Genomic DNA, 21,455 nt, shown 5'->3' on the forward strand with positions numbered 1-21,455 from the left:
ACGATGTGGGGCACCGCCTGAGAAGGAGCGGAGGCCCGCCCTCACGTGGGGTGCTTGTGCATTCTTTCACAAGCATCACCGGCAGAGAAGGTTCACACCTGCTCACCTTCTCACCACTTCTTGACCCACCTTACTCAAGTTTACGCAGGTCAAAACGGTTGTGAAAGTGTTCACAAGGCCTCGGAGAGGTGACACGTCTCACCTGGCGAACCCCTGTGCGGATACCGCAGGCTCCTCTCCGCGCCTCCCGACGACCCCTATCCGACGAGGCTCCAGGCCACGCCGTCGAGGATGTCGTGCTCACTGGCCGTGAAGGAATCCGCTCCCGTACGCGCGAGCACCCGGGACAGCACCAGCGCGCCGGCACCGATGACGTCCACCCGGCCGGGGTGCATGACCCCGATCCGCGACCTCTCCACCGATGTCTGTTCGAGCAGGTCGGTGGTGATCCGGTCCAGATCCGCCGTCGTGACGCGGGTTCGGTGAATGCGTTCGGAGTCGTACTCGGGCAGGTCCAACGCGATCCCCGCGATGGTGGTCGCGGTGCCCGCGACGCACACGACCGAACCGGCCTCGCGCAACGGCACCACCCGCTCCACCTCGTCCAGGGCGGCGTCGATGTCCCTGGTGGCCGCCTCGATCTCCTCCGCGGTGGGGGGATCGCCGCGCAGGTGGCGTTCGCTCATGCGCACGCAACCGATGTTCACCGACAGGGAGGCGCGTACCAGTTCGCCTTCCGCCTGTCGGGGGTCACCGCCCAGGACGAACTCGGTGGAGCCGCCCCCGATGTCCACCACCAGGAACGGCGGGGACAGCGGGCTCCGGCCGTCCTCGGCGTCGGCGTCGAACTCGGCCGTGGCGCCGACGAAGGACAGCTCCGCCTCGTCCAGACCGTCGACCACCTCGGGCTCCACTCCCAGGATCTCGCGCACTCCGTCGATGAAGACCTGACGGTTGGCGGCGTCCCGGGTGGCACTGGTGGCGACCATGCGCACCGCGTCCGGACCGAGGGGGATGCCGTTGGCCTCGATGGCCTCGGCGTAGCCGCGCAGGGCCTCGAAGGTACGCTCCAGGGCCTGGGGGGCGAAGACACCGGTCTCGTCCACCCCCTCCCCCAGGCGCACGATCTCCATCCGCCTGTCGACATCGACCACCTGCACCTCGTCGTCGCCGACGTGGACGACGTCGGCGATCAGCAGGCGTACCGAGTTGGTTCCGCAGTCGATGGCCGCGACACCGCTCATGACCCGTTCCCCTCGACGGCCTGGGAACCGTTCTCCTCCACGCACACGCACGGGCCCTTGTCCCACCAGCGCGGCAGATCCTCCAGTGCCTCGGCCCCGAAGGGGTTGACACCCGGCTCGGCCAGCTCGTGGGCGACCAGTGCGTGCAGGCACTTGACCCGTGTGGGCATGCCCCCGGTGCTCTGCATCCCCTCCGGCAGCGGTTCCACCCCGTCCATTCGGGCCTGCTCCGCGCGCGCGGCCAGATAGGACTCGTGTGCCCTGGTGTAGGCGGCCTGGAGTTCGGGATCCTCGCCCAGGCGCTCCTGCATCCTGCGCATGCGACCCTCGTTCTCCATACGGCCGATGGCCGAGGCGGCTCGTGGGCACGTCAGGTAGTACAACGTGGGAAAGGGTTCGCCGTCTTCCAGACGCGGCGCGGTGCGCACCACGTCGGGCAGTCCGCACGGGCAGCGGTGGGCGATCGCGCGCACACCGCGCGGTGTGCGTCCCAGTTGGAGTTCGACGGCTCTGATGTCGTGGTCGGTGACGGGGCCGGTGCGCCCCTCGCCGGACACGGGCTGGTCTGCGGAAGTCATGGCGCACCCAGCATAGGCCCCCGCCCGCTCACCGGTGCCCCGCCTGCGGCGTCCTCCCGGCGAGGGGGCCTGCTCAAAGGTCCTCTCCGGACGAGGGGGTGTCGGCCTCCTCCACCGAACGCCACAGCGTGACGAACCAGGGCTCGCCGGGTTCGGCGTCGTCCTCGGCGTCGTCCTCGGCCTCGGGTCGCACCACGATGTAGGCGGTCTCGCCGGGGTACTGGTAGTGCAACCTCAGCCGGGCCTCGCGCTCGATGTAGACGTCCTGGGAGAGTTCCTCCTCGCGCCGGCGCAGCTCCCGCACGCTCTCCTCCATGCGTGCCCGTTCGTCCTGCAACTGGGCGATCTGGGCGCGCTGGGCGACGTACTCGCGCAACGGGTAGGCCAGGCTGAGCGCGATCATGCACACCACGAGCGCGAGGATGGCGGCACGGCTGGTGAGCATGGGCCGCACCCGGCGGGTGCGGCCCATGTCCGAGCCGACGGTCCCCGCGGCCTTCCGAGCAGGCCGCCGACCCGACTTGTCGGTTTTGGCTGCCTTCTTAGCTTTTGGACGTTGCTGCTCGGATTCGCGGGGCACGGGGGCAGACTAGCCGCGCTTGGCGAAGCGCGGGAAGGCCGACACGCCCGCGTAGACGGCGGCGTCGTCGAGCTCCTCCTCGATGCGCAACAACTGGTTGTACTTGGCGACCCGCTCGCTGCGCGCCGGGGCACCGGTCTTGATCTGCCCGGCGTTGGTGGCCACCGCGATGTCGGCGATGGTGGTGTCCTCGGTCTCGCCGGAGCGGTGACTGATCATGGCCGTGTAACCACTGCGCTGGGCCAGGGCGACCGCGTCCAGGGTCTCGGTGAGGGTGCCGATCTGGTTGACCTTCACCAACAGCGAGTTGGCGGTGTCGGCCAGGACGCCGCGCTGGAGCCGCTCGGGGTTGGTGGCGAACAGGTCGTCGCCCACGAGCTGGACCCGGTCGCCGAGCTGCTCGGTGAGCTTCCTCCAGCCCTCCCAGTCCTCCTCGTCCAAAGGGTCCTCGATCGAGACGAGCGGGTAGGACTCCACCAGCTCGGCGTAGTAGGCGGCCATCTCGTCGGCGGTGCGCGACCGCCCCTCGAAGGTGTACACACCATCGTCGAACAGCTCACTGGCGGCCACGTCCAAGGCCAGCGCGATGTCGGTGCCCGGGGTGTACCCGGCCTTCTCGATGGCTTCCACGATGAGGTCGAGCGCCGCGCGGTTGCTGTCCAGGTCGGGGGCGAACCCGCCCTCGTCGCCCACGCCGGTGCCCAGTCCGTGGGACTTGAGGACCGCCTTGAGCGAGTGGTAGACCTCGGTGCCCCAACGGACGGCCTCGGCGAAGGTCGAGGCGCCGATCGGAGCGATCATGAACTCCTGGATGTCGACGTTGCTGTCGGCGTGCGCTCCACCGTTGAGGATGTTCATCATCGGTACGGGAAGCACGTGCGCGTTGGGACCGCCGATGTAGCGGAACAAGGGCAGCCCCGCCTCGATGGCGGCGGCCTTGGCCACGGCCAGGGAGGCGCCCAGGATCGCGTTGGCGCCGATCCGGGACTTGTCGGGGGTGCCGTCCAGGTCGATGAGCGCACGGTCGATGATGCGCTGTTCGTCCGGAGCGTGACCGAGCAGCTCGTCGGCGATCTCGTCGTTGACGGCCGTGATGGCCTTGGTCACACCCTTGCCGCCGTAGCGGTCGCCGCCGTCACGCAACTCGACGGCCTCGAACCGGCCGGTGGAGGCGCCGCTGGGGACACCCGCGCGCGCGATACTTCCGTCGTCGAGCAGAACCTCGACCTCGACTGTCGGGTTTCCCCGGGAGTCAAGGATCTCCCGCGCCTGTACTGCCTCGATGGACGCCACGGTCTTTCTCCGTCTCTTCGGGTTTGCGGACCACTGGTTCAGGACCCGACACGAGACTAGCGACACCGTGCTGGCGAGGATGCGCGCACCCGGCGGAATTGGTCTAGTCCACATCGGACAAGCCGGACTTCAACGCCGCCATGGCAATGTCCACGGCCCGCTCACGGTGGGTCGCGGTCTCCGCGGGGCAGAACATGACGCAGACGTCCTGGATGCCGCCGAGGCCCTGGACCTGGACTCCCCCGCGCCCCCTGATGTCGGGCGAAGCCCCGGAGGGCCCACGACCCGGCCGCCTATAGTGCAAGGGCGCGCTCGCGCTCGGGAACGAGACACCCGCCCCCAGGGCCGGGCACCGACACGGACGGCGGTACGACCGAGGACATGGGCTCTCCCGAGACCGGAAACGTCGACGGGGCCCTGCCCCCCGTGCCGCGGCGGAACACCGAACTGCGTCTGCTGGCGGCGGCCCTGCCGACCGTGGCCGCGACCCTGCTGTCGGCGTCGTTGTCGGTCACCGGAGGGGTGGCCCCGGTCCTGGCGGCCTACTTCGCGGTGATCTGTGCCGGAGCGCTCGGGTTGCACGTGCTCCTGCGTCTGAGGGCCCCCTACGCCGACCCCGTCCTCCTACCGGTCGCCACCGTCCTGAACGGGCTGGGCCTCACCATGATCTGGGTCCTCCAGATGACCGGTCCCGACGGGCCGGGACACGGGGAGGCCGACCGGCAACTGGTGTGGACCGTGGCGGGAATGGCCCTGTGCGCGGCCGTGGTGCTGTTCGTGCGCCACCCGTGGCGGCTGAGCGTGTACCCCTACCTGATCGCTGCGGTCGCCCTGCTCCTGCTCCTGTTACCGCTGTCACCCCTGGGGCACGAGGTACTGGGTGCGCGCCGGTGGATCGGCCTGGGCCCGTTCACCATGCAACCCTCGGAGTTCGCCAAGGTGTTGTTGGTCGTCTTCCTCGCCTCCTACCTGGGCCGACGCCGGGAGGTGATGGCGCTCGTCACCCGAACGGTCCGGATCGGACGGCTGAAGGTGTTCAGCGTGCCCCGGGCCCGGGACCTGGCGCCCATGGCCGTGGGCTGGGGCGTGGCGATCCTGCTCCTGGTGGGGACCAAGGACCTGGGAACCTCGCTGTTGCTGTTCGGCACGTTCCTGGCGGTGCTCTACGCCGCCACCGCGCGCAAGTCGTGGGTCCTCATCGGCCTGGTGGCGTTCGCGGCCGGCGCGTACGTGGCGTACCTGCTGTTCGGACACGTACGGAATCGCGTGGAGATCTGGGCGAAGGCCTTCGACCCCGACGTCTACGGCCGCCCCGGTGGCAGCTTCCAGATCGTGGAGGGGTTGTTCGCGCTCGCCGAGGGCGGTCTGACGGGTACCGGCTTCCACGGCGGCTTCGTCCAGGAGGTGTTCGCGGCCGACAGCGACCTGATCCTGGTGTCGGTGGGCGAGAAGCTCGGACTGACCGGTCTCATGGCGGTACTGCTCCTCCTGCTCCTGTTGGCCCAGCGTGGCTTCCGGATCGCCCTGGCCGCACGGGAGTGGTTCTTGAAACTGACCGCGCTCGGGTACGCCTTCCTCACCGCGTTCGACGTGTTCATCGTCCTGGGCGGGGCGACACTGATCATCCCGCTGACCGGTATGACGACGCCGTTCCTGTCCGCGGGGGGATCCGCCCTGATGGCCAACTGGTCGATCGTCGGGATGTGGTTGGTGATCAGCGAGACCGCGCGCCGCCCCCAGGAGTCCTCGGGCACCGGGCCCGCACCCGAGGACCCCACCACCGAGGTGATCCGTGTGAACGCTCCTCCCCGGTCTCCGGGTCGGCGGGGAGGAGAGGAGGGTTGACCGCGGCGCGCGCCACGACCCGTCACACCCGCGCGACACGGACCCAGTAGGACCGCCATTCCTCCCGTGACAGCTCGCGGGGCTCGCGTCCGTCCTCGCGCGCGACGTCCTCGGCCGCCCGGACACGGGCGTCGAACCGTCGGGCCGCCGACCGCAGGTCGGTCTCGGCGTCGCGCCCCCGTTCGCGTTCGGCCGCCACCGCCGCGAACAGTTCACCGCCCTCGCCTCCGTCGTCACCGACCAGGTCCGCGGGGAAGCCGTTGCGCACGGCCCTCTTCTGCAACTCGTGGGCGAGCATCACCGCGGGTTGGGCGAACGGCACCCCGTCCAGGACGGAGGTCTCCCCCTCCCCACCGGCCGCCACGGCCTTCTCCGCACGCTCGGCGGCCTTGATGGCCTCCCAGTTGGTGCGCACCTCCTCGGCCCCCGACACCTCCACACCGCCGAACACGTGCGGGTGCCGGCGGGTCATCTTGTCGATGATGGCGTCGGCGACGTCGTCCACCGTGAACCGCTCCGGATCGCCCTCGGGCCGTTCGGCGGCGATCGCCGCGTGGAAGACCACCTGTAGCAGGACGTCGCCCAGTTCCTCGCGCAGCAGCGCGATGTCACCGTTCTCGATGGTCTCCAGGGTCTCGTAGGACTCCTGGATCAGGTATCCGGCGAGCGATTCGTGCGTCTGCTCCCGGTCCCACGGACACTCCCTGCGCAGAGTCCGCATCACCTCGACCAGGCGCAGCAGTCGGTGCCCCTCGGCTCCGCCTCCGGTGTCGTCCAACCCTCGTCCTCTCGCAGTCGTGTCCACGGGTGTCAACCGTCGTGATCGGGCAGCCATCCGCCCTCGCGCAGGGCGGCCATGACCCGGGCCACGGACTCCTCGGGTGTGATCCCCTCGGTGTCCACCACCAGGTCCGCGTCCTGCGGCTCCTCGTAGGGATCGGAGATCCCCGTGAACTCGGGGATCTTCCCCTCCCTGGCCTTGGCGTACAGACCCTTGCGGTCGCGAGCCTCGCACACCTCCAGCGGGGTGGCCACGTGGACCAGGAAGAAGTCGCCGAACTCCTCCACCATCGCCCGTACCTCGGCCCTGCCGGCGGCGTAGGGGGCGATCGGCGCGCACACCGTGACCCCGCCGTGCCTAGTGATCTCCGAGGCCACGTACCCGATCCTGCGTATGTTCAGCTCCCGGTGCTCCCGGGAGAAGGTGAGCTCGCTGGAGAGCATGCGCCGCACCACGTCGCCGTCCAGGAGGGTCACCGACCGCCCCGACCGGCGGATACCGTCGCACACGCCGCGGGCGATGGTGGACTTGCCCGACCCCGACAGGCCGGTGAAGAGCAGGGTCAGTCCCCTCTTGGTACGGGCGGGACGCAACCTCGCCAGCTCCGCCCCCACCCTGGCCGGAGTGAACCACGCGGGCAGCTCCCGCCCGTGTGCCAGTTCCGTCTCCACCTGTGCGTCGGTCAGCTCGGCTCGGGCCTCGGTCGGGTCGACCTGGGTGAGCGGCATCCACAGTCCCTGGGCGGCGGAGTGACGCCAGGGTTCGGGGGCGAGCACGGTCAGGGGCGGACGCCGGGCCATGACGCGCTCCACGTCCAAGCCCTCTCCGTCGGTCACCGCCATCATGTGGGTGGCCCCGTAGGCGGCGGCCACGTGCGCGGCCAGACCCACCTCGCGTGGCCCCCACACCCCACCGAGCGCCCCTCGGGAGCGATCGGCGGTCCGCGGCAACGTGCACACCACGAACGAGGTACGTGCGGGCAGCAAGGGTTCGGCGGCCAGTACCGCCGGGGCCATGCCCTCGTCCTCCAGACCGGTGTCGATGAGCACCAGCACCTCGGCGCGCTCTCCCTCTCCGTAGGCCCTGCCCAAGGTCTGGGACTCGGCCCGGATCTGGTGCAACGCCCGATGGTGCAGTGGCCTGTCGGTGACCACGGCCAGGAGGGGGCGGCCCGAGGGCTCCAGCTCGCGTTGGGCCCGGACCTCGGCCGGGGAGGGGCGCAGTTCGCGCAGCACGCCGTACGTCGGTGGGCGCAAAAGCCGTACGGCACCGGCCAGACGGTGGCCTCCCCCCTGGTCACGCCAGTGCTCGGTCACCGACAGTCCCGCCAGGGGGGCGCCCTCGGGATCGGTCAGGGTCAGCCGGTCGGCACCGGACAGTTCCTCGGGAACCTCCAGAATGACCGGAACCGGCCATGGGCGCCCGTCGGGCAGACGGGCGTCCCTCGACACGGCCTCGGCCTCGGTCCGGGTCATGAATCCGGGCAACGGGTAGGTCCCGTTGAGGATCAGTTCCAGGTGCGCGAGCCCGTCCGGACCTGGGGTGAAGACCGGGGTGTCCACGTGTTCGGCACCGGATCGCGGCCCACTCCCACGTCTGTTGGCACTCACCACGCGGTTCCTCTCCTTACCGGGTACGGAAACGTCCTGAGCGGCACGCTCTGCGAACACATACCCCAGCGGCACGGTGTCACCACCGGGCAGGTCCTAGCGTATGCCCCGAGCCGGACCAGGACCCGGCCCGCGTCCACCGAAACGGAATAGAGGCAGTTCGCGAGGGGTTTCATCCGATACGCTCCACCACCCGCACCGAGCCCGGAGCGTCCAGGATCCCGGTGGGTCCCCGGCGACCTCCGCGTCGCCGGTCGTCCACACCCCATCCGCGCGCGACCACCGGACTCGGTACTCTGAGAAGTGCCGGGCGCCCACTTCACGCAGCCGTCTTCTCACCGCGCGGGCCGCGACCACCACCGCTTGATCCGGACCACTTCCACTTTCTGGTGCTATGAGCCTCATTGGACTTCTCGCCGACGTCTCCCAGGACCCGGCACTGCACAAAGCGATCGAGGCCGCCCGAGGCGGCCCCGATCCCCATCTCGACCTCGTCGCTCCGGCGGCGCTACGCCCCTTCATGGTGGGGGCCTTGGCAGCGGACGCGCCCGTGGGGGCACGGCGGCCCGTGCTCGCGGTCACCGCCACCGAACGTGAGGCATCGGACCTGGCCGACGCGCTGGGCTCCCTGCTCCCCGCGAACTCGGTGGCGCTCTTCCCCGCGTGGGAGACCCTGCCGCACGAGCGACTGTCACCGCGGTCCGACACCGTCGGACAACGGCTGGCCGTACTGCGCCGTCTGGCCCACCCCGACCCCTCCGATCCGTTGACCGCCCCGCTACGGGTGGTCGTGGCCCCCGTCCGCAGCGTCCTCCAGCCCCTGGTGGCCGGTCTGGGCGACCTTGAGCCGGTACGCATCCGTCCCGGTGACGAGATCCCGTTGGAGGACGTGGTCACCGCCCTGACCAACACCGGCTACGCCCGTGTGGACCTGGTCGAGAAACGCGGCGACATGGCCGTCCGCGGCGGCATCCTGGACGTGTTCCCGCCCACGGAGGAGCACCCCCTGCGGCTGGAGTTCTGGGGCGACACCGTCGAGGACATCCGCTACTTCCAGGTCGCCGACCAACGCTCCATCGCACCCGTGGAGGGAGAGGGCGACGGAGCACGCACCAACGCCGCCTCAGGCCTGTTCGCGCCGCCGTGTCGGGAACTCCTGCTCACCGACACCGTGCGCGAGCGCGCCCGGGCCCTGGCCGGTGAACACCCCTCCCTGGCCGACGTCCTCGACCGGATCGCCGACGGCGTGGCCGTGGAGGGGATGGAGGCCTTCGCGCCGGTGCTCGCCGACCGCATGGAGCCCTTCTTCACCTATCTGCCCGAGAACGCGATGGTGGTGGGCTGCGACCCCGAGCGCATCCGCACCCGCGCCCTGGAGCTGGAGGCCACCAGCGCCGAGTTCCTCGACGCGTCATGGATCAACGCGGCCTCCGGCGGTGAGGCGCCCATCGACCTGGGCGGGTCCGCCTACATGTCCATCACCGAGCTGCGCTCCACCGCGACCGGACTGGGCCTGCCCTGGTGGGGGCTGACGCCCTTCACCTCCGGTGAGGAACAGGGGGCGGCCGAGGAGGACGACGCCGTCGTCGTCGGCGCGATGGCGGCCGAGACCTACCGGGGCGACACCGAACGGGCCCTGGCCGACATCAAACGATGGCTGCACGACAACTGGAGCGTCGTGCTGATCACCCAGGGTCAAGGGTCCGCCGAACGCCTGGTGTCGATGCTGCGCGACTCGGGACTGGGTGCCTCGCTCGTCACCGACCTGACCGCGCCGCCTCGGCCCGCGGTGGCCACGGTCACCACCGGGCTGGTCGACCACGGTTTCCTGCTGCGCTCCGTGCAGACGGTGGTGCTCACCGAAACCGACCTGGTGGGCCAGAAGTCCTCCACCCGGGACATGCGACGCATGCCGAGCAGGCGCCGGGGCACGGTCGACCCGCTACAGCTCAAGCCGGGCGACTACGTCGTGCACGAACAGCACGGAGTGGGCCGTTACCTGGAGATGGTCAGCCGCCAGGTACAGGGCGCCACCCGTGAGTACCTGCTCATCGAGTACGCGCCCTCCAAACGCGGGCAACCGGGCGACCGCCTGTTCGTCCCCACCGAACAGCTGGGAGAGGTCACCCGGTACGTCGGTGGCGAGGCCCCCACGCTGTCCAAGATGGGCGGCGCCGAGTGGAGCAAGGCCAAGAGCCGCGCCCGCAAGGTGGTCAGGGAGATCGCGGGCGACCTCATCCGCCTGTACTCGGCCCGGCAGGCCTCGCCCGGTCACGCGTTCGGCCCCGACACCCCCTGGCAGCGCGAGCTGGAGGACGCGTTCCCCTACGTGGAGACGCCCGACCAGCTGGCCGCCATCGACGAGGTCAAGAAGGACATGGCCAAGCCGGTGCCGATGGACCGGCTGATCTGCGGCGACGTGGGTTACGGCAAGACCGAGGTCGCGGTACGCGCCGCGTTCAAGGCGGTACAGGACGGCAAGCAGGTCGCGCTCCTGGTGCCCACCACGCTGTTGGTGCAGCAGCACATGTCCACCTTCACCGAGCGGTACGCCTCCTTCCCGATCTCGGTCCGACCGATGTCGCGCTTCCAGAGCGACGCCGAGGTGGAGGTCACCCGCGAGGGACTGCGCACCGGCGAGGTGGACGTGGTCATCGGCACGCACCGCCTGCTGTCTTCGGAGACCCGCTTCAAGGACCTGGGCCTGGTCATCATCGACGAGGAGCAGCGCTTCGGGGTCGAGCACAAGGAGGCGCTCAAGCGGCTGCGCACACAGGTGGACGTACTGGCGATGTCGGCCACACCGATCCCCCGCACCCTGGAGATGGGACTGACGGGCATCCGCGAGATGACCACGATCCTCACCCCTCCGGAGGAGCGCCACCCGGTCCTGACGTTCGTGGGGCCCTACGAGGACAAACAGATCACCGCCGCCATCCGCCGTGAACTGATGCGCGAGGGGCAGGTGTTCTTCGTGCACAACCGCGTGGCGTCCATCGACAAGGTCGCGGCCCACATCCAACGACTGGTGCCCGAGGCGCGCGTGGCCTTCGCCCACGGTCAGATGAACGAGCAGCAGCTCGAAAGGGTGATGGTCGACTTCTGGGAGAAGAACTTCGACGTCCTGGTCTGCACGACCATCGTCGAGTCCGGTCTGGACGTGCCCAACGCCAACACCCTGATCATCGACCGCGCCGACACCTACGGCCTGTCACAACTGCACCAGCTGCGCGGACGGGTGGGTCGAGGCCGCGAACGCGCCTACGCCTACTTCCTGTACCCGCCGGAGAAACCGCTGACCGAGACCGCCTACGAGCGGTTGGCCACCGTGGCCCAGCACACCGAGACGGGCGCGGGCATGTACGTGGCGATGAAGGACCTGGAGATCCGGGGCGCGGGCAACATCCTGGGCGCGGAACAGTCCGGGACCATCGCGGGCGTGGGCTTCGACCTGTACGTGCGCATGGTGGGCGAGGCGGTGGCCGAGCTCAAGGGCGACCCCGAGGCCGCCGAGGAGGTCGAGACCAAGGTCGAGCTGCCCATCAACGCCTACATCCCGCACGACTACGTACCGGGCGAACGGCTGCGACTACAGTCCTACAAGCGCATCGCCGGTGTCACCAGCGAGGAGGACGTCCTCGCCGCCTACGAGGAACTCACCGACCGGTACGGCACGCCCCCCGAACAGGTGGACAACCTCATGGCGGTGGCACGGTTCCGGGTCCTGGCCAAGGCGGCCGGTCTGTCCGACGTGGTGATGCAGGGCAACCAGATCCGCTTCTCCCCCGTGGAGCTGCGCGAGTCCCAGGAGCTGCGTCTGCGGCGGCTGTACCCCAAGTCCCTCCACAAGCAGGCGACACGGACCCTGTTGGTGCCGGTCCCCAAGTCCGGCGGCCTGGGCGGCAAACCGCTGCGTGACCTGGAACTGCTCAAGTGGTGCACCGAACTGGTCGAGGCCGTGTTCGAGCCGCACCGGCGCAGGACGGAGCCCAAGGAGCGTTAGCGCCCCGCCCCCGGGCCGAGCGCCGGACCGGGGGCGGATCTCCTTCACATGTGCGCGCCCTCCCAAGAAGCGGAGAAGGCGCGCCGCGTCACCCCCGGGGAGCGTCGACCTCGCCCGGTTCGGCCTCGTAGGTGATCCCGTACAGTTCCTCGGTCTCCTCCTCGGCGGCCCCACGTCGCCACCAGGGGCCGCGCACGCCTCGGCGGGACCGTCTCTCCTCGCGCCGCCGTGCCCACTGTCGGCGAAGGGACTCCGCGCGTTCCTCACCCTCGGCGCTCCCCCCGGTGGTGCCCTCCGCGTCCTGCCGATCGTCCTCAGGCGTGTCCCGTTCGCGGCGACGCAGTGGCGTCACCGTGGCCAGACCCTCACCGACCGGGACGTGGGAAGGCAGCCGCACCGCGCGAGGGCCGGGTCTCCCCGCCGACGCAGGAGCCCGCTCCCCACCCGGTCGTGCGGAACGAGGCCGCGCCGGACGCAGCCCGCGTGTGTACCACCAGTTCGCCGCCCACGCGGCGACGGCCGCGGCCACACCCACCTCCAGGGCGGCGACCAGACCGACCTGCCAGGGGGAGGGCCCCACCTCACTCAGCCTCTCGCCTCCCAGAGGCCCTCCGGCCACCTCGGCCAGCGCCGCGCACAGTATCCCCGTGGTCACCCCGCACACGAATCCCCACAACGGGGCGGCCTCGCTGACCACGTCGGGGGCGCTGCGCTGGGTCAGCACACCGCCCACCGCGCCCGCCAGGAAGGGCAGCACCAACGCGACGAGGGACAGTACCGGGGCCGCCCCGTTGTCGGGCACCGCGGCCAGCATCGGCAACATGGGAAGAGCACCCACCGACACGCCCGTCGGCGCCACCGCCGTTCCCGCTCCCAGGGCGAAGCCCGGCCCCAGCGCGTAGCAGACGGCGAACACCACGGCGTTGGGCAGGTAGGCCACCTGGAAGACCACCAACAGCGCGCCTCCCACCAGCCCGGGGCGCAGGTCCCGCGTCGCCTCGACCACCTCGGGCAGACTGACGGCCAGAGCCACCAGGAGAAGCACCAGGCCGCCCAGCAGGAGCGTGCTCGTGGAGACGAGCACCCCCACCGCCAAAGACCTGGACCGGGCCGGCATCAGTCGCAACAGGTCCCGTGCGGCCACGCCCTTGTCCCGCATCAACTGACGCAGCACCCCCAGACCGCCGGCCAGGAACGCGATCACGAACCCCATGACCAGCGCACGCGGCATGCTCGGTTCCACGGTCTCGGTGCGCGCCAACAGTGCCAGGGTGCCCGCGATCGCCGCGTAGGGTCCGGCGATCGCCAGCGCCGCCCGATACACGTACCGTAGGCGGGGAATGGCGCAGGAGCGCGCCAACTTCCGTCCCGACCGGTACAGCAACAGCCCCGGCAACAGGACCAGGCCCAACGGCAACAGCGCGATCTGTCCGTCAGGGACCGAGAACGACACGTGGTGGCCCACCAGCCAGGCCAGCACCGCACCCTGGAGGATGTCGACGATCTCCTCGCTGAAGGCGTCGTGCGGCGCGGCCACCCAACCGATGACGGTCAGGGTGACGATCACCGCCAGCCCCAACCCCGCGGAGGTGGCCGCGGCGATCCCTCCGGTGGAGTAGAGGGGCCTGGAGGCCTGGGCGTCCGTGCCCGGACCGGTCGCACCGGGGGTCGTGACGTTGCCGTCGCCGCGGCGACCGGTACCGGAGCGCTTGGACGGGATACCACGGTCAGGGGGAGATCCTGGCGTACTCACCCGACTTATGCTGCCAGGGACCGGAATGCTCCGCGCCATCCCGACCGCGCGTGTCGTGTCGGTGTCCGGCGTTCCCGAAGCGGAACCCCCCGCTCACCATCGCCGTCGTACCATACGAGTCCGGTCCCGCACCCGTCGAATGGAAACGCATGACCTCCCCCGAACCCGACAGGTACCGTCTTTCCGACGACGAACGCGACGAGGCGCTGAAAGGACTACGGACCGCCTTGGAGGAGGGCCGGCTGGACGTCGAGGAGCACGAGGCCCGTTCCCACTCCGCTCTGCGGGCCGTCACCAATCTGGACCTGGTGGAACTCTTCGAGGACCTGCCGCCACGCCTGCGACCGGACTTCCTCGCCCCACAGCGGACCGACACCGCACCCGTCCCGCGAAAGTCCGCGCCCGTGGACCTGTCGGCCTCCTCCGAACGCGAGGTGGACCGCAAGAAGCAGGGCCCACACGTGGGAGCCCTGATCGGATGGGCCGGATTCCTGGCCTTCGTCTGGGGTGTGCCCGCGGCCATGTCCGGCGACATCGTCGCCATCTCCGTCTTCCTCGGTGTCTTCCTCCTGCTCGTGGTGCCCGGCCTGACCATGGCCTTCAGACACAGGCGCCGCGAGGAGGGCCCCAAGGAGATCGGCGACTGAGCCGCGGGGTGCGCGGTCCTCACCGGCGTCCATGAAGCGACGAGGGCTCCGCCCCACCGCCGCGTGCGGTGGGACGGAGCCCGGTGGAGGACCTCGGGTCCCCTAGAAGAGCTCGCGCACCAGCTGAGCGGTTTCGCTGGGGGTCTTTCCGACCTTGACGCCCACAGCCTCCAACGCCTCCTGCTTGGCGGCGGCCGTACCGGAGGAGCCCGACACGATCGCGCCCGCGTGCCCCATGGTCTTGCCTTCGGGAGCGGTGAAGCCCGCCACGTAGCCCACCACCGGCTTGGTCACGTTGTCCTTGATGAAGTCCGCCGCGCGCTCCTCGGCGTCTCCACCGATCTCACCGATCATCACGATCGCATCGGTGTCGGGGTCGGCCTCGAACGCCCTGAGAGCGTCGATGTGCGTGGTGCCGATGATCGGGTCGCCACCGATGCCCACGGCCGAGGAGAAACCGATGTCACGCAGCTCGTACATCATCTGGTAGGTCAGCGTGCCCGACTTGGACACCAGACCGATCCGTCCGGGCTTGGTGATGTCGGCCGGAATGATGCCCGCGTTCGACTGGCCCGGAGTGATCAGACCCGGGCAGTTGGGGCCGATGATCCGGGTCTTGTCGCCCTTGGCCTGGGCGTGCGCCCAGAACGCGGCCGTGTCGTGCACGGGGATGCCCTCGGTGATGACCACCGCGAGACCGATCTCGGCGTCGATCGCCTCGATCACCGCGTCCTTGGAGAACTTGGGCGGTACGAAGATCACCGTGACGTCGGCGCCGGTGGCGGCCATGCCCTCGGCGACCGAACCGAACACCGGTACCTCGGTGCCGTCGAAGTCGACCTTCTGCCCGGCCTTGCGCGGGTTGACCCCGCCCACGACCTGGGTTCCCGAGGCGAGCATGCGTCGGGTGTGCTTGGTGCCCTCAGAGCCGGTCATGCCCTGGACCAGCACCTTGCTGTCCTTGTTCAGGAAGATAGCCATGGTCTGTGCCCCTTTTTACTTCGCCGCGAGCTCGGCGGCCTGCGCGGCGGCGCCGTCCATCGTGTCGACCTGCCGCACCGCCGGGTGGGCGCGCTCGGCCAGGATCCGGCGGCCCAGCTCGGCGTTGTTGCCGTCCAGACGCACCACCAAGGGCTTGCTGACGTCGTCTCCGCGCTTTTCGAGCAGTTCCAGAGCCTGGACGATGCCGTTGGCCACGGCGTCACAGGCGGTGATACCACCGAAGACGTTCACGAACACGCTCTTGACGGCCGGGTCGCCCAGAATGATCTCCAGCCCGTTGGCCATCACCTCGGCGGAGGCGCCGCCACCGATGTCGAGGAAGTTGGCGGGCTTGACGCCGCCGTGCTTCTCACCCGCGTAGGCGACCACGTCCAGGGTGGACATGACCAGGCCCGCGCCGTTGCCGATGATGCCGACCTCGCCGTCGAGCTTGACGTAGTTCAGGCCCTTGGCCTTGGCGGCGACCTCCAGGGGGTCGCCTTCCTCGGGGGCGGTCAGGCTCTCCAGGTCCTGGCGGAACTCGGCGTTCTCGTCCAGGGTGACCTTGCCGTCGAGGGCGACGATGCGGCCGTCCGAGGTCAGGATCAAGGGGTTGACCTCGACCAGGGTGGCGTCCTTGCCGGCGAAGGCGTCCCAGAGCTTGGTGATGACCTCGGCGGCTCCCTTGGCGGCGGCCGCGGGAAGTCTGCCGGCCTTGACGATCTCCTCGGCGACGTTGGCCGGAGCCCCCGTCAGCGGGTCGATCGAGATCTTGGCGACGGCCTCGGGGTTGGTCTCGGCGACCTCCTCGATGTCCATCCCGCCTTCGGCGGAGCAGATGGACAGGAAGGTGCGGTTGGCGCGGTCCAAAAGGAAGGAGAAGTAGTACTCCTCGGCGATGTCGGAGGCCTCTTCGACCAGGACACGGTGGACCGTGTGGCCCTTGATGTCCATACCGAGGATCTGCTCGGCCTTGGCCTGGGCGTCCTCGGCGTTCTCGGCGACCTTCACGCCACCGGCCTTGCCGCGGCCACCGGTCTTGACCTGCGCCTTGACCACGACGCGGGGTTTGCCTGCGGCGGCGAACTCCTCAGCGATGGCACGTGCCTCAGCGGCCGTGCTCGCCACCTTTCCCTGGGGTACGGGAACCCCGTACTCTGCGAAGAGTTGCTTCGCCTGGTATTCGAACAGGTCCACGAGGGTCCGTCCTTGTAACTCGCTGGCTCAGGATGTCTACCGGGGTGGCCTCGTCCTGATCGGCGGTGATCCACTGACGCGTGTCACACAACGCAAAGCCCGGTGGGCTGAGCCGTTAGATCGAGATCGCCGCGGCGTTGCCACCCGCGACATGCGCAAAGCTTAGTCGCCCGAAATCCGACCGCCGGACACCGGGTGCGTGTTCACCGGCCCTCAGACCTCCAAAAGCCGCCACTGAGGCATCGCGGGAGTTCCCGCCTGGGAAAATATGTGACCAGCGACACGGTGAATAACACCACGGGGCCGCTTTTCGCTCGCATGAGGACCCTTCGGAGGATGCGACCAACATCACGCACCGGGTCCGTCCGGCGAAGGGCCGGTCAGACGGCGTGGGCCGGACGAACGTTCTTCCGCACCCAGTCGGCGATCTCCGAGGTCGGAGCACCGGGTGTGAAGATCTTGGCCACGCCCATGCGTTCGAGTTCGGCGATGTCGGCGTCGGGGATGATGCCACCGCCGAAGACCCGGACGTCCTCGGCTCCGTTCTCCCTCAACAGCTCCAGTACCCGGGAGAACATCGTCATGTGGGCACCCGAGAGCACGGACAGCCCGATGGCGTCGGCGTCCTCCTGTAGTGCTCCCGCCACGATCATCTCCGGGGTCTGGCGCAGACCCAGGTAGATGACCTCCACCCCGGCGTCGCGCAGCACCCGGGCCACGATTTTGACCCCACGGTCGTGCCCGTCCAGTCCTGGTTTGGCGACGACCACCCGCGCCTTGCCCTCGGCCATGGCGACTCCCCCACGAACGTTCCCCGGATGTCCGTCCCTCCCGGGGGAGGATCCCCGGCCCCGGGGAGGAGACCGATCGACTCGCATGAAGCGTAACGCAGGTCACTTCCGGGTCACGGGCGAAAGGACGGGTATCTTCCCGACCATGGGAGACGATGTCACCGAATTTGACCAGATCAGCACGGAAGAGCTGCGGGAACACGCCGTCGAACTGGCCCGACAACACTGGGACCTGCGTTTCTTCTGGCGGATCCTCGGACTGATCCCGGCCGCCCAGGCGGCCGCGGGCAACGAGGGGGCCAGTGAGGCGAGCGTCGCCCAACTGTCGGGGTTCCTCTACGAGGCGTTGTCCGCGGAGACCGACCCCGAGGTCCAGGAGGCCCTGCGTCCGGTCTACGTGCAGTATCTCCTGGAGCACGGTCAGACCCGGGAGGACGTGGGCCGCGGCGGGGGCACGGCGAGCCGCGACCAGGACGAGGGGACGTCGCGGACACCCACCGACACGTCGGACGCAGAAGACGGAAAGGCCTCCTGAACCACCCGGAGTCGATGTCCGAAAACCGCCGGCCTACGACCCGTCGCATGGGCGACCATGGATGGCGTGATGGACGACGACCAGCGCTACCGCGCCGTACTCAGCAGGGACTCGCGTTTCGACGGGCTCTTCTACACAGCCGTGCGCACCACCGGCGTCTACTGCCGCCCGAGCTGCCCGGCCGTCACACCCAAACGCGTCAACACACGGTTCTTCCCGACGGCGGCGGCCGCCCAGGAGGCGGGTTTCCGCGCCTGCAAGCGGTGCCGCCCCGACCTGACCCCGGGCTCTCCCGAGTGGAACCTGCGCGCGGACGTGGTGGGTCGTGCCATGCGGCTCATCCAGGACGGCACCGTGGACCGTGGTGGGGTCGGTGTCCTGGCCTCCGCCGTCGGTTACAGCCGGCGCCAGCTCAACCGCCTGCTGGTGGCCGAGGTCGGCGCGGGACCACTCGCCCTCGCCCGCAGTGAACGCGCCCAGACCGCCCGGGTGTTGGTGGAGACCACGGACATGCCGATGGCGGACGTGGCCTTCGCGGCGGGGTTCGCGAGCGTACGCCAGTTCAACGAGACCATGCGGGCGGTCTTCGACCGCTCCCCCACCGAGATGCGCGCCATGGGGCGCGCTCCGGCCTCCCGCGTCGGCGAACCGGGAAGCATCACGCTGCGACTGCCCCACCGGAAGCCGATCGACCTGGCCCGGACACTGCGTTTTCTCGGTGACCGGGCGGTACCCGGCGTCGAGGAGTACCGTGAGGGTGTCTACCGAAGAACCCTCCGGCTGGCACACGGCCACGGGATCGTGGAACTCTCGGAGGGGACCACGGGTTCGGGAGGCGGGCACGTGCTGTGCCGTCTACGTCTGGAGGAACCACGCGACCTGACCAGCGCGGTGCGCCGGTGCCGCAGACTCCTCGATCTGGACGCGGACCCGCGCGCGGTCGGCGAGGTCCTGGGCGAGGATCCGCTCTTGGAACCGCTTCTGGACGCGGCCCCGGGGATCCGTTCGCCGGGGCACGTGGACCCGGCCGAGCTGGCGGTCCGAGCCGTGTTGGGACAACAGGTGTCGGTACGGGCCGCCCGCACACTCGCGGGACGGTTGGTGGAGCGGTTCGGGGAACCACTGCCACCCGGCATGGAGAAACCGGACGGCGGACTGACCCATGTGTTCCCCTCACCGGACGTCCTCGCCGAGGCCGATCCCTCCCTGTTCTCCCTTCCGTCCGCGAGGGGGGAGGCGCTCAGGTCCCTCTGCGACGCGGTCGCCTCGGGCCGGGTCGACCTGGGCCCCGGATGCGACCGGGACGAGGCCGAACGACGCCTGGTGGAGCTACGCGGGATCGGGCCGTGGACCGCGGGCTACGTGCGGATGCGTGGACTCGGGGACCCCGACGTGTTCCTGCACGGTGACCTCGGTGTCCGCGTGGCGTTGGAGGCACGGGGAAGGAAGGCGACCCCCGTGACCACCGCCCGGGAGGCCAAGGCTTGGAGTCCGTGGCGGTCCTATGCCACACACCTGCTGTGGGAGTCACTGTCGGACACGTCCGTCAGTGTGAGCCGAGGAAAGGAAGAGGGAACAGAATGAGCACCGTACGAGAGGAGCAGGCGATGCTGCCGCTGGACGTGGTGCCGGTGACGCCCCAGAGGAGGGCCACGGTGGAGTTCCGCGCTCCGCTTCCGGGACCGACCCGGTACACGACGATGCCGTCTCCGGTGGGCGAGCTGACCCTGTTCGGAGACGGGGAGGCGCTGAGCGGGCTCCTCACCCCGGCGAAGGAGGGAAGGCCCCGGACCGTTCCGGAGAACTGGTTGTCCGATCCCGCACCTTTCGCGGAGGCGGTCCGACAACTGGAAGGCTACTTCGCGGGCGAACTGCGCGAGTTCGATCTTCTCCTGGCCCCGGTCGGGACGGAATGGCAGTTGAAGGTCTGGGCGGCCCTGACGACCATCCCCTTCGGAGAGACCGCGAGCTACGGCCAGTTGGCCGAGGAACTCGGTAGGCCGACCGCGTCCCGGGCCGTGGGCATGGCCAACGGACGCAACCCCGTCAGCATCGTCATTCCCTGCCACCGGGTGATCGGAGCGGACGGCTCGCTGACCGGCTACGCCGGCGGTCTGGAACGGAAGGAGTTCCTGCTCGGTCTGGAGAAGAGGATCGCGGGGCTTCACTGAGTCGGACACGGCGCCGCCGGGCCCCGCTTTTCGAGGCGAGGAACGGCGGTGGAGTGGCGCTCCGGAAAACGGCTCTCCTCCCCTTGTCGGCGTACACACTCGCCATTACCCTCTGGTAACAACGCGCTCATCCGTCGCGTGTGCACTGCTGACTCCCCCCACAAGGAGAAGAGTTGACAGCCCCCGCTACCCCCGTCCTCCGTACCTTGCTCTCCAGAACCCGTTTCCTGGGCACGACCACTCTGGTCCTCACCGCCTCCACGGCCCTGGTCGCCTCGGTCTCCACCGCTCACGCCCAACCCGTTCCGGACCGGGACCTCCTCACCTGGGCCGACAACGTCGAGGTCCTCGCTGACGAGGACGCGACCGCGGCCCTGCCCGAGGGGTCCGCGGTCGCCTCCTCAGAGGAACTGCTGGCCGACGCGGTGGTCTCCGATGTCCTGCGGGAACGAGGTTCGACCATCGCCGCGCTCTCCCACCAGGACCGCGAGGTCCGGGTCGACATCCGCGAGGCCGCCGACGGCTCGGCCTTCGGCGTCGCCATCGTGACCGCGCCCATGGGTGCCGACGAGGAACCCTACGCCTGGTTGTTCGCCGCCGACCACGAACCCGCCGGTTGGAGGGTCGGGCTGGAGGGGACCGAGGAGTTCTCCTCGATCCTGGCCGACTCCACACTGTTGGAGGAGGAGGAACGGGAGGCCGTCGCCTCCTCGACCAACCCTTCGGAGGCGTCGCCCACCAGCTACATCGGTATCGGCCTGCCGTTCTCCATCGGCACGTCGATGGTCATGACGGGAGGTCCCCACGGAGAGGTCGGCCAGTCGGTGGACTTCGCCGGTGGTAACGGTCAGGCCCGTGCCGCCCGAGGTGGCTACGCCTACAGTCTGTGCAACGGCTGGACGCGGGTCATCCACGACCACGGATACTCCACGGACTACTACCACCTGGAGAACTACCAGTGGCTACCCGGTAACAACGTCGGGGTCGGCCACTACCTGGGGACTCAGGGCAACAGTCTCTGCGCCGGTGGTTCGACGACCGGCGCCCACATCCACTTCTCGTTGAGGGGGTACACCGACCCCAACGCTCCGGGCTGGTACCTCTCCGTGAACGGCAGGACGATGGGAGGCTGGACCTTCGTGCAGGGAGCGCAGTACGGCGGTTACGCCTACCGTAACGGTGTCGGCACCGTCTACCCGGGCAACTGGATGTACAACTACGGGTTCTAGACACCCGCCGACGTTTCACTTGTTCACAAGCCCGCACGAAAAAGAGAAGGGGGAGGAACCACCCTCTTCGGGCAACCCCTCCCCCTCCCAGAAGAAGAACCGTGGCAGCAACCTACTCTCCCACCCCACCACAGGGCAGTACCATCAGCACCAAGAGGCTTAACGACCGGGTTCGGAAAGAGACCGGGTGTGACCCTCCAGTAATGACCACCACGGA

Annotated in this window: 17 protein-coding genes and 1 rRNA gene; 7 read left to right on the forward strand and 11 right to left on the reverse strand. The window is 69.4% G+C overall.

The genetic code is table 11. The features are described 5' to 3' along the window. Positions 1-257 precede the first annotated feature (257 nt). The 4 genes from PFX91_RS15620 to eno form a co-directional block, all read right to left on the reverse strand. Positions 258-1,244 carry a Ppx/GppA phosphatase family protein gene (locus tag PFX91_RS15620; protein WP_285732531.1) on the reverse strand — a complete coding sequence of 329 codons (987 nt, stop codon included), beginning with the start codon at positions 1,242-1,244 and terminating at the stop codon, positions 258-260. Next, positions 1,241-1,822 (reverse strand): DUF501 domain-containing protein, encoded by a 582-nt coding sequence (locus PFX91_RS15625; protein WP_285732533.1) that lies wholly within the window; start codon positions 1,820-1,822, stop codon positions 1,241-1,243. Before PFX91_RS15625 ends, PFX91_RS15620 begins: the two co-directional genes overlap by 4 nt. A gap of 73 nt (positions 1,823-1,895) precedes the next feature. Continuing rightward, on the reverse strand, positions 1,896-2,267 hold the full coding sequence (locus PFX91_RS15630; RefSeq protein ID WP_285732573.1) for an FtsB family cell division protein: 372 nt from the start codon (positions 2,265-2,267) through the stop codon (positions 1,896-1,898). Between the two features lie 144 nt (positions 2,268-2,411). Continuing rightward, positions 2,412-3,695, reverse strand: coding sequence for a phosphopyruvate hydratase (gene eno / locus PFX91_RS15635; protein WP_285732534.1), 1,284 nt, complete (start codon positions 3,693-3,695; stop codon positions 2,412-2,414). Positions 3,696-4,076: 381 nt separating this feature from the next. Here eno and PFX91_RS15645 point away from each other — a divergent pair, with 381 nt between their 5' ends. Then, a complete protein-coding gene (locus PFX91_RS15645; protein ID WP_285732535.1) occupies positions 4,077-5,540 on the forward strand; it encodes an FtsW/RodA/SpoVE family cell cycle protein in 1,464 nt (487 codons plus the stop codon). 22 nt (positions 5,541-5,562) lie between these two features. Here the strand turns inward: PFX91_RS15645 and mazG are convergent, their stop codons facing one another. Beyond that, the gene (mazG, locus tag PFX91_RS15650) at positions 5,563-6,261 is read right to left on the reverse strand and encodes a nucleoside triphosphate pyrophosphohydrolase (RefSeq protein WP_285732576.1); all 699 of its coding nucleotides are present in this window, start codon (positions 6,259-6,261) and stop codon (positions 5,563-5,565) included. Positions 6,262-6,350: 89 nt separating this feature from the next. Beyond that, positions 6,351-7,934: an adenylyl-sulfate kinase gene (cysC, locus tag PFX91_RS15655; protein ID WP_285732537.1), complete on the reverse strand. Its 1,584-nt coding sequence runs from the start codon at positions 7,932-7,934 to the stop codon at positions 6,351-6,353. Between the two features lie 391 nt (positions 7,935-8,325). On the opposite strand from cysC, the gene mfd reads away from it, so the two are divergent. Then, on the forward strand, positions 8,326-11,934 hold the full coding sequence (gene mfd / locus PFX91_RS15660; RefSeq protein WP_285732539.1) for a transcription-repair coupling factor: 3,609 nt from the start codon (positions 8,326-8,328) through the stop codon (positions 11,932-11,934). Between the two features lie 88 nt (positions 11,935-12,022). Here the strand turns inward: mfd and PFX91_RS15665 are convergent, their stop codons facing one another. Continuing rightward, complete coding sequence (locus PFX91_RS15665) at positions 12,023-13,687, reverse strand: cell division protein PerM (protein ID WP_502888321.1); 1,665 nt, start codon at positions 13,685-13,687, stop codon at positions 12,023-12,025. A 149-nt stretch (positions 13,688-13,836) separates the two neighbouring features. Here PFX91_RS15665 and PFX91_RS15670 point away from each other — a divergent pair, with 149 nt between their 5' ends. Then, positions 13,837-14,334 (forward strand): DUF1707 SHOCT-like domain-containing protein, encoded by a 498-nt coding sequence (locus PFX91_RS15670; protein ID WP_285732541.1) that lies wholly within the window; start codon positions 13,837-13,839, stop codon positions 14,332-14,334. A gap of 102 nt (positions 14,335-14,436) precedes the next feature. Here PFX91_RS15670 and sucD read toward each other — a convergent pair whose 3' ends face one another. From sucD to icmB, 3 genes are all read right to left on the reverse strand, one after another. Beyond that, entirely contained in the window at positions 14,437-15,315 is an 879-nt protein-coding gene (gene sucD, locus PFX91_RS15675) for a succinate--CoA ligase subunit alpha (RefSeq protein ID WP_285732543.1), read from the reverse strand. A 15-nt stretch (positions 15,316-15,330) separates the two neighbouring features. After that, the gene (sucC, locus tag PFX91_RS15680; RefSeq protein WP_285732544.1) at positions 15,331-16,512 is read right to left on the reverse strand and encodes an ADP-forming succinate--CoA ligase subunit beta; all 1,182 of its coding nucleotides are present in this window, start codon (positions 16,510-16,512) and stop codon (positions 15,331-15,333) included. 380 nt (positions 16,513-16,892) lie between these two features. Then, positions 16,893-17,303 (reverse strand): coenzyme B12-dependent isobutyryl CoA mutase small subunit, encoded by a 411-nt coding sequence (gene icmB, locus PFX91_RS15685; RefSeq protein WP_285732547.1) that lies wholly within the window; start codon positions 17,301-17,303, stop codon positions 16,893-16,895. Positions 17,304-17,448: 145 nt separating this feature from the next. On the opposite strand from icmB, the gene PFX91_RS15690 reads away from it, so the two are divergent. From PFX91_RS15690 to PFX91_RS15705, 4 genes are all read left to right on the forward strand, one after another. Continuing rightward, positions 17,449-17,838: a hypothetical protein gene (locus PFX91_RS15690; RefSeq protein WP_285732549.1), complete on the forward strand. Its 390-nt coding sequence runs from the start codon at positions 17,449-17,451 to the stop codon at positions 17,836-17,838. A gap of 69 nt (positions 17,839-17,907) precedes the next feature. Beyond that, positions 17,908-19,422 (forward strand): DNA-3-methyladenine glycosylase 2 family protein, encoded by a 1,515-nt coding sequence (locus tag PFX91_RS15695; protein WP_285732579.1) that lies wholly within the window; start codon positions 17,908-17,910, stop codon positions 19,420-19,422. Further along, positions 19,419-20,009, forward strand: coding sequence for a methylated-DNA--[protein]-cysteine S-methyltransferase (locus PFX91_RS15700; RefSeq protein ID WP_502888322.1), 591 nt, complete (start codon positions 19,419-19,421; stop codon positions 20,007-20,009). Before PFX91_RS15695 ends, PFX91_RS15700 begins: the two co-directional genes overlap by 4 nt. Positions 20,010-20,182: 173 nt before the next feature. Next, complete coding sequence (locus tag PFX91_RS15705) at positions 20,183-21,238, forward strand: M23 family metallopeptidase (protein ID WP_285732550.1); 1,056 nt, start codon at positions 20,183-20,185, stop codon at positions 21,236-21,238. Between the two features lie 99 nt (positions 21,239-21,337). Here PFX91_RS15705 and rrf read toward each other — a convergent pair. Next, a 5S ribosomal RNA gene (rrf, locus tag PFX91_RS15710) occupies positions 21,338-21,453 on the reverse strand. Positions 21,454-21,455 lie beyond the last annotated feature (2 nt).

It is taken from the genome of Nocardiopsis sp. ATB16-24 (genome assembly GCF_030271535.1).
GTDB lineage: Bacteria > Actinomycetota > Actinomycetes > Streptosporangiales > Streptosporangiaceae > Nocardiopsis.

Bases quoted from the DNA above. Each gene is read 5' to 3' on its own strand.
- PFX91_RS15620 (WP_285732531.1), bottom strand. From the start codon at position 1,244: ATGAGCGGTGTCGCGGCCATCGACTGCGGAACCAACTCGGTACGCCTG.
- PFX91_RS15625 (WP_285732533.1), bottom strand. From the start codon at position 1,822: ATGACTTCCGCAGACCAGCCCGTGTCCGGCGAGGGGCGCACCGGCCCC.
- PFX91_RS15630 (WP_285732573.1), bottom strand. From the start codon at position 2,267: ATGCTCACCAGCCGTGCCGCCATCCTCGCGCTCGTGGTGTGCATGATC.
- PFX91_RS15645 (WP_285732535.1), top strand. From the start codon at position 4,077: ATGGGCTCTCCCGAGACCGGAAACGTCGACGGGGCCCTGCCCCCCGTG.
- mazG (WP_285732576.1), bottom strand. From the start codon at position 6,261: ATGCGGACTCTGCGCAGGGAGTGTCCGTGGGACCGGGAGCAGACGCAC.
- mfd (WP_285732539.1), top strand. From the start codon at position 8,326: ATGAGCCTCATTGGACTTCTCGCCGACGTCTCCCAGGACCCGGCACTG.
- PFX91_RS15670 (WP_285732541.1), top strand. From the start codon at position 13,837: ATGACCTCCCCCGAACCCGACAGGTACCGTCTTTCCGACGACGAACGC.
- sucD (WP_285732543.1), bottom strand. From the start codon at position 15,315: ATGGCTATCTTCCTGAACAAGGACAGCAAGGTGCTGGTCCAGGGCATG.
- icmB (WP_285732547.1), bottom strand. From the start codon at position 17,303: ATGGCCGAGGGCAAGGCGCGGGTGGTCGTCGCCAAACCAGGACTGGAC.
- PFX91_RS15690 (WP_285732549.1), top strand. From the start codon at position 17,449: ATGGGAGACGATGTCACCGAATTTGACCAGATCAGCACGGAAGAGCTG.
- PFX91_RS15695 (WP_285732579.1), top strand. From the start codon at position 17,908: ATGGACGACGACCAGCGCTACCGCGCCGTACTCAGCAGGGACTCGCGT.
- PFX91_RS15700 (WP_502888322.1), top strand. From the start codon at position 19,419: ATGAGCACCGTACGAGAGGAGCAGGCGATGCTGCCGCTGGACGTGGTG.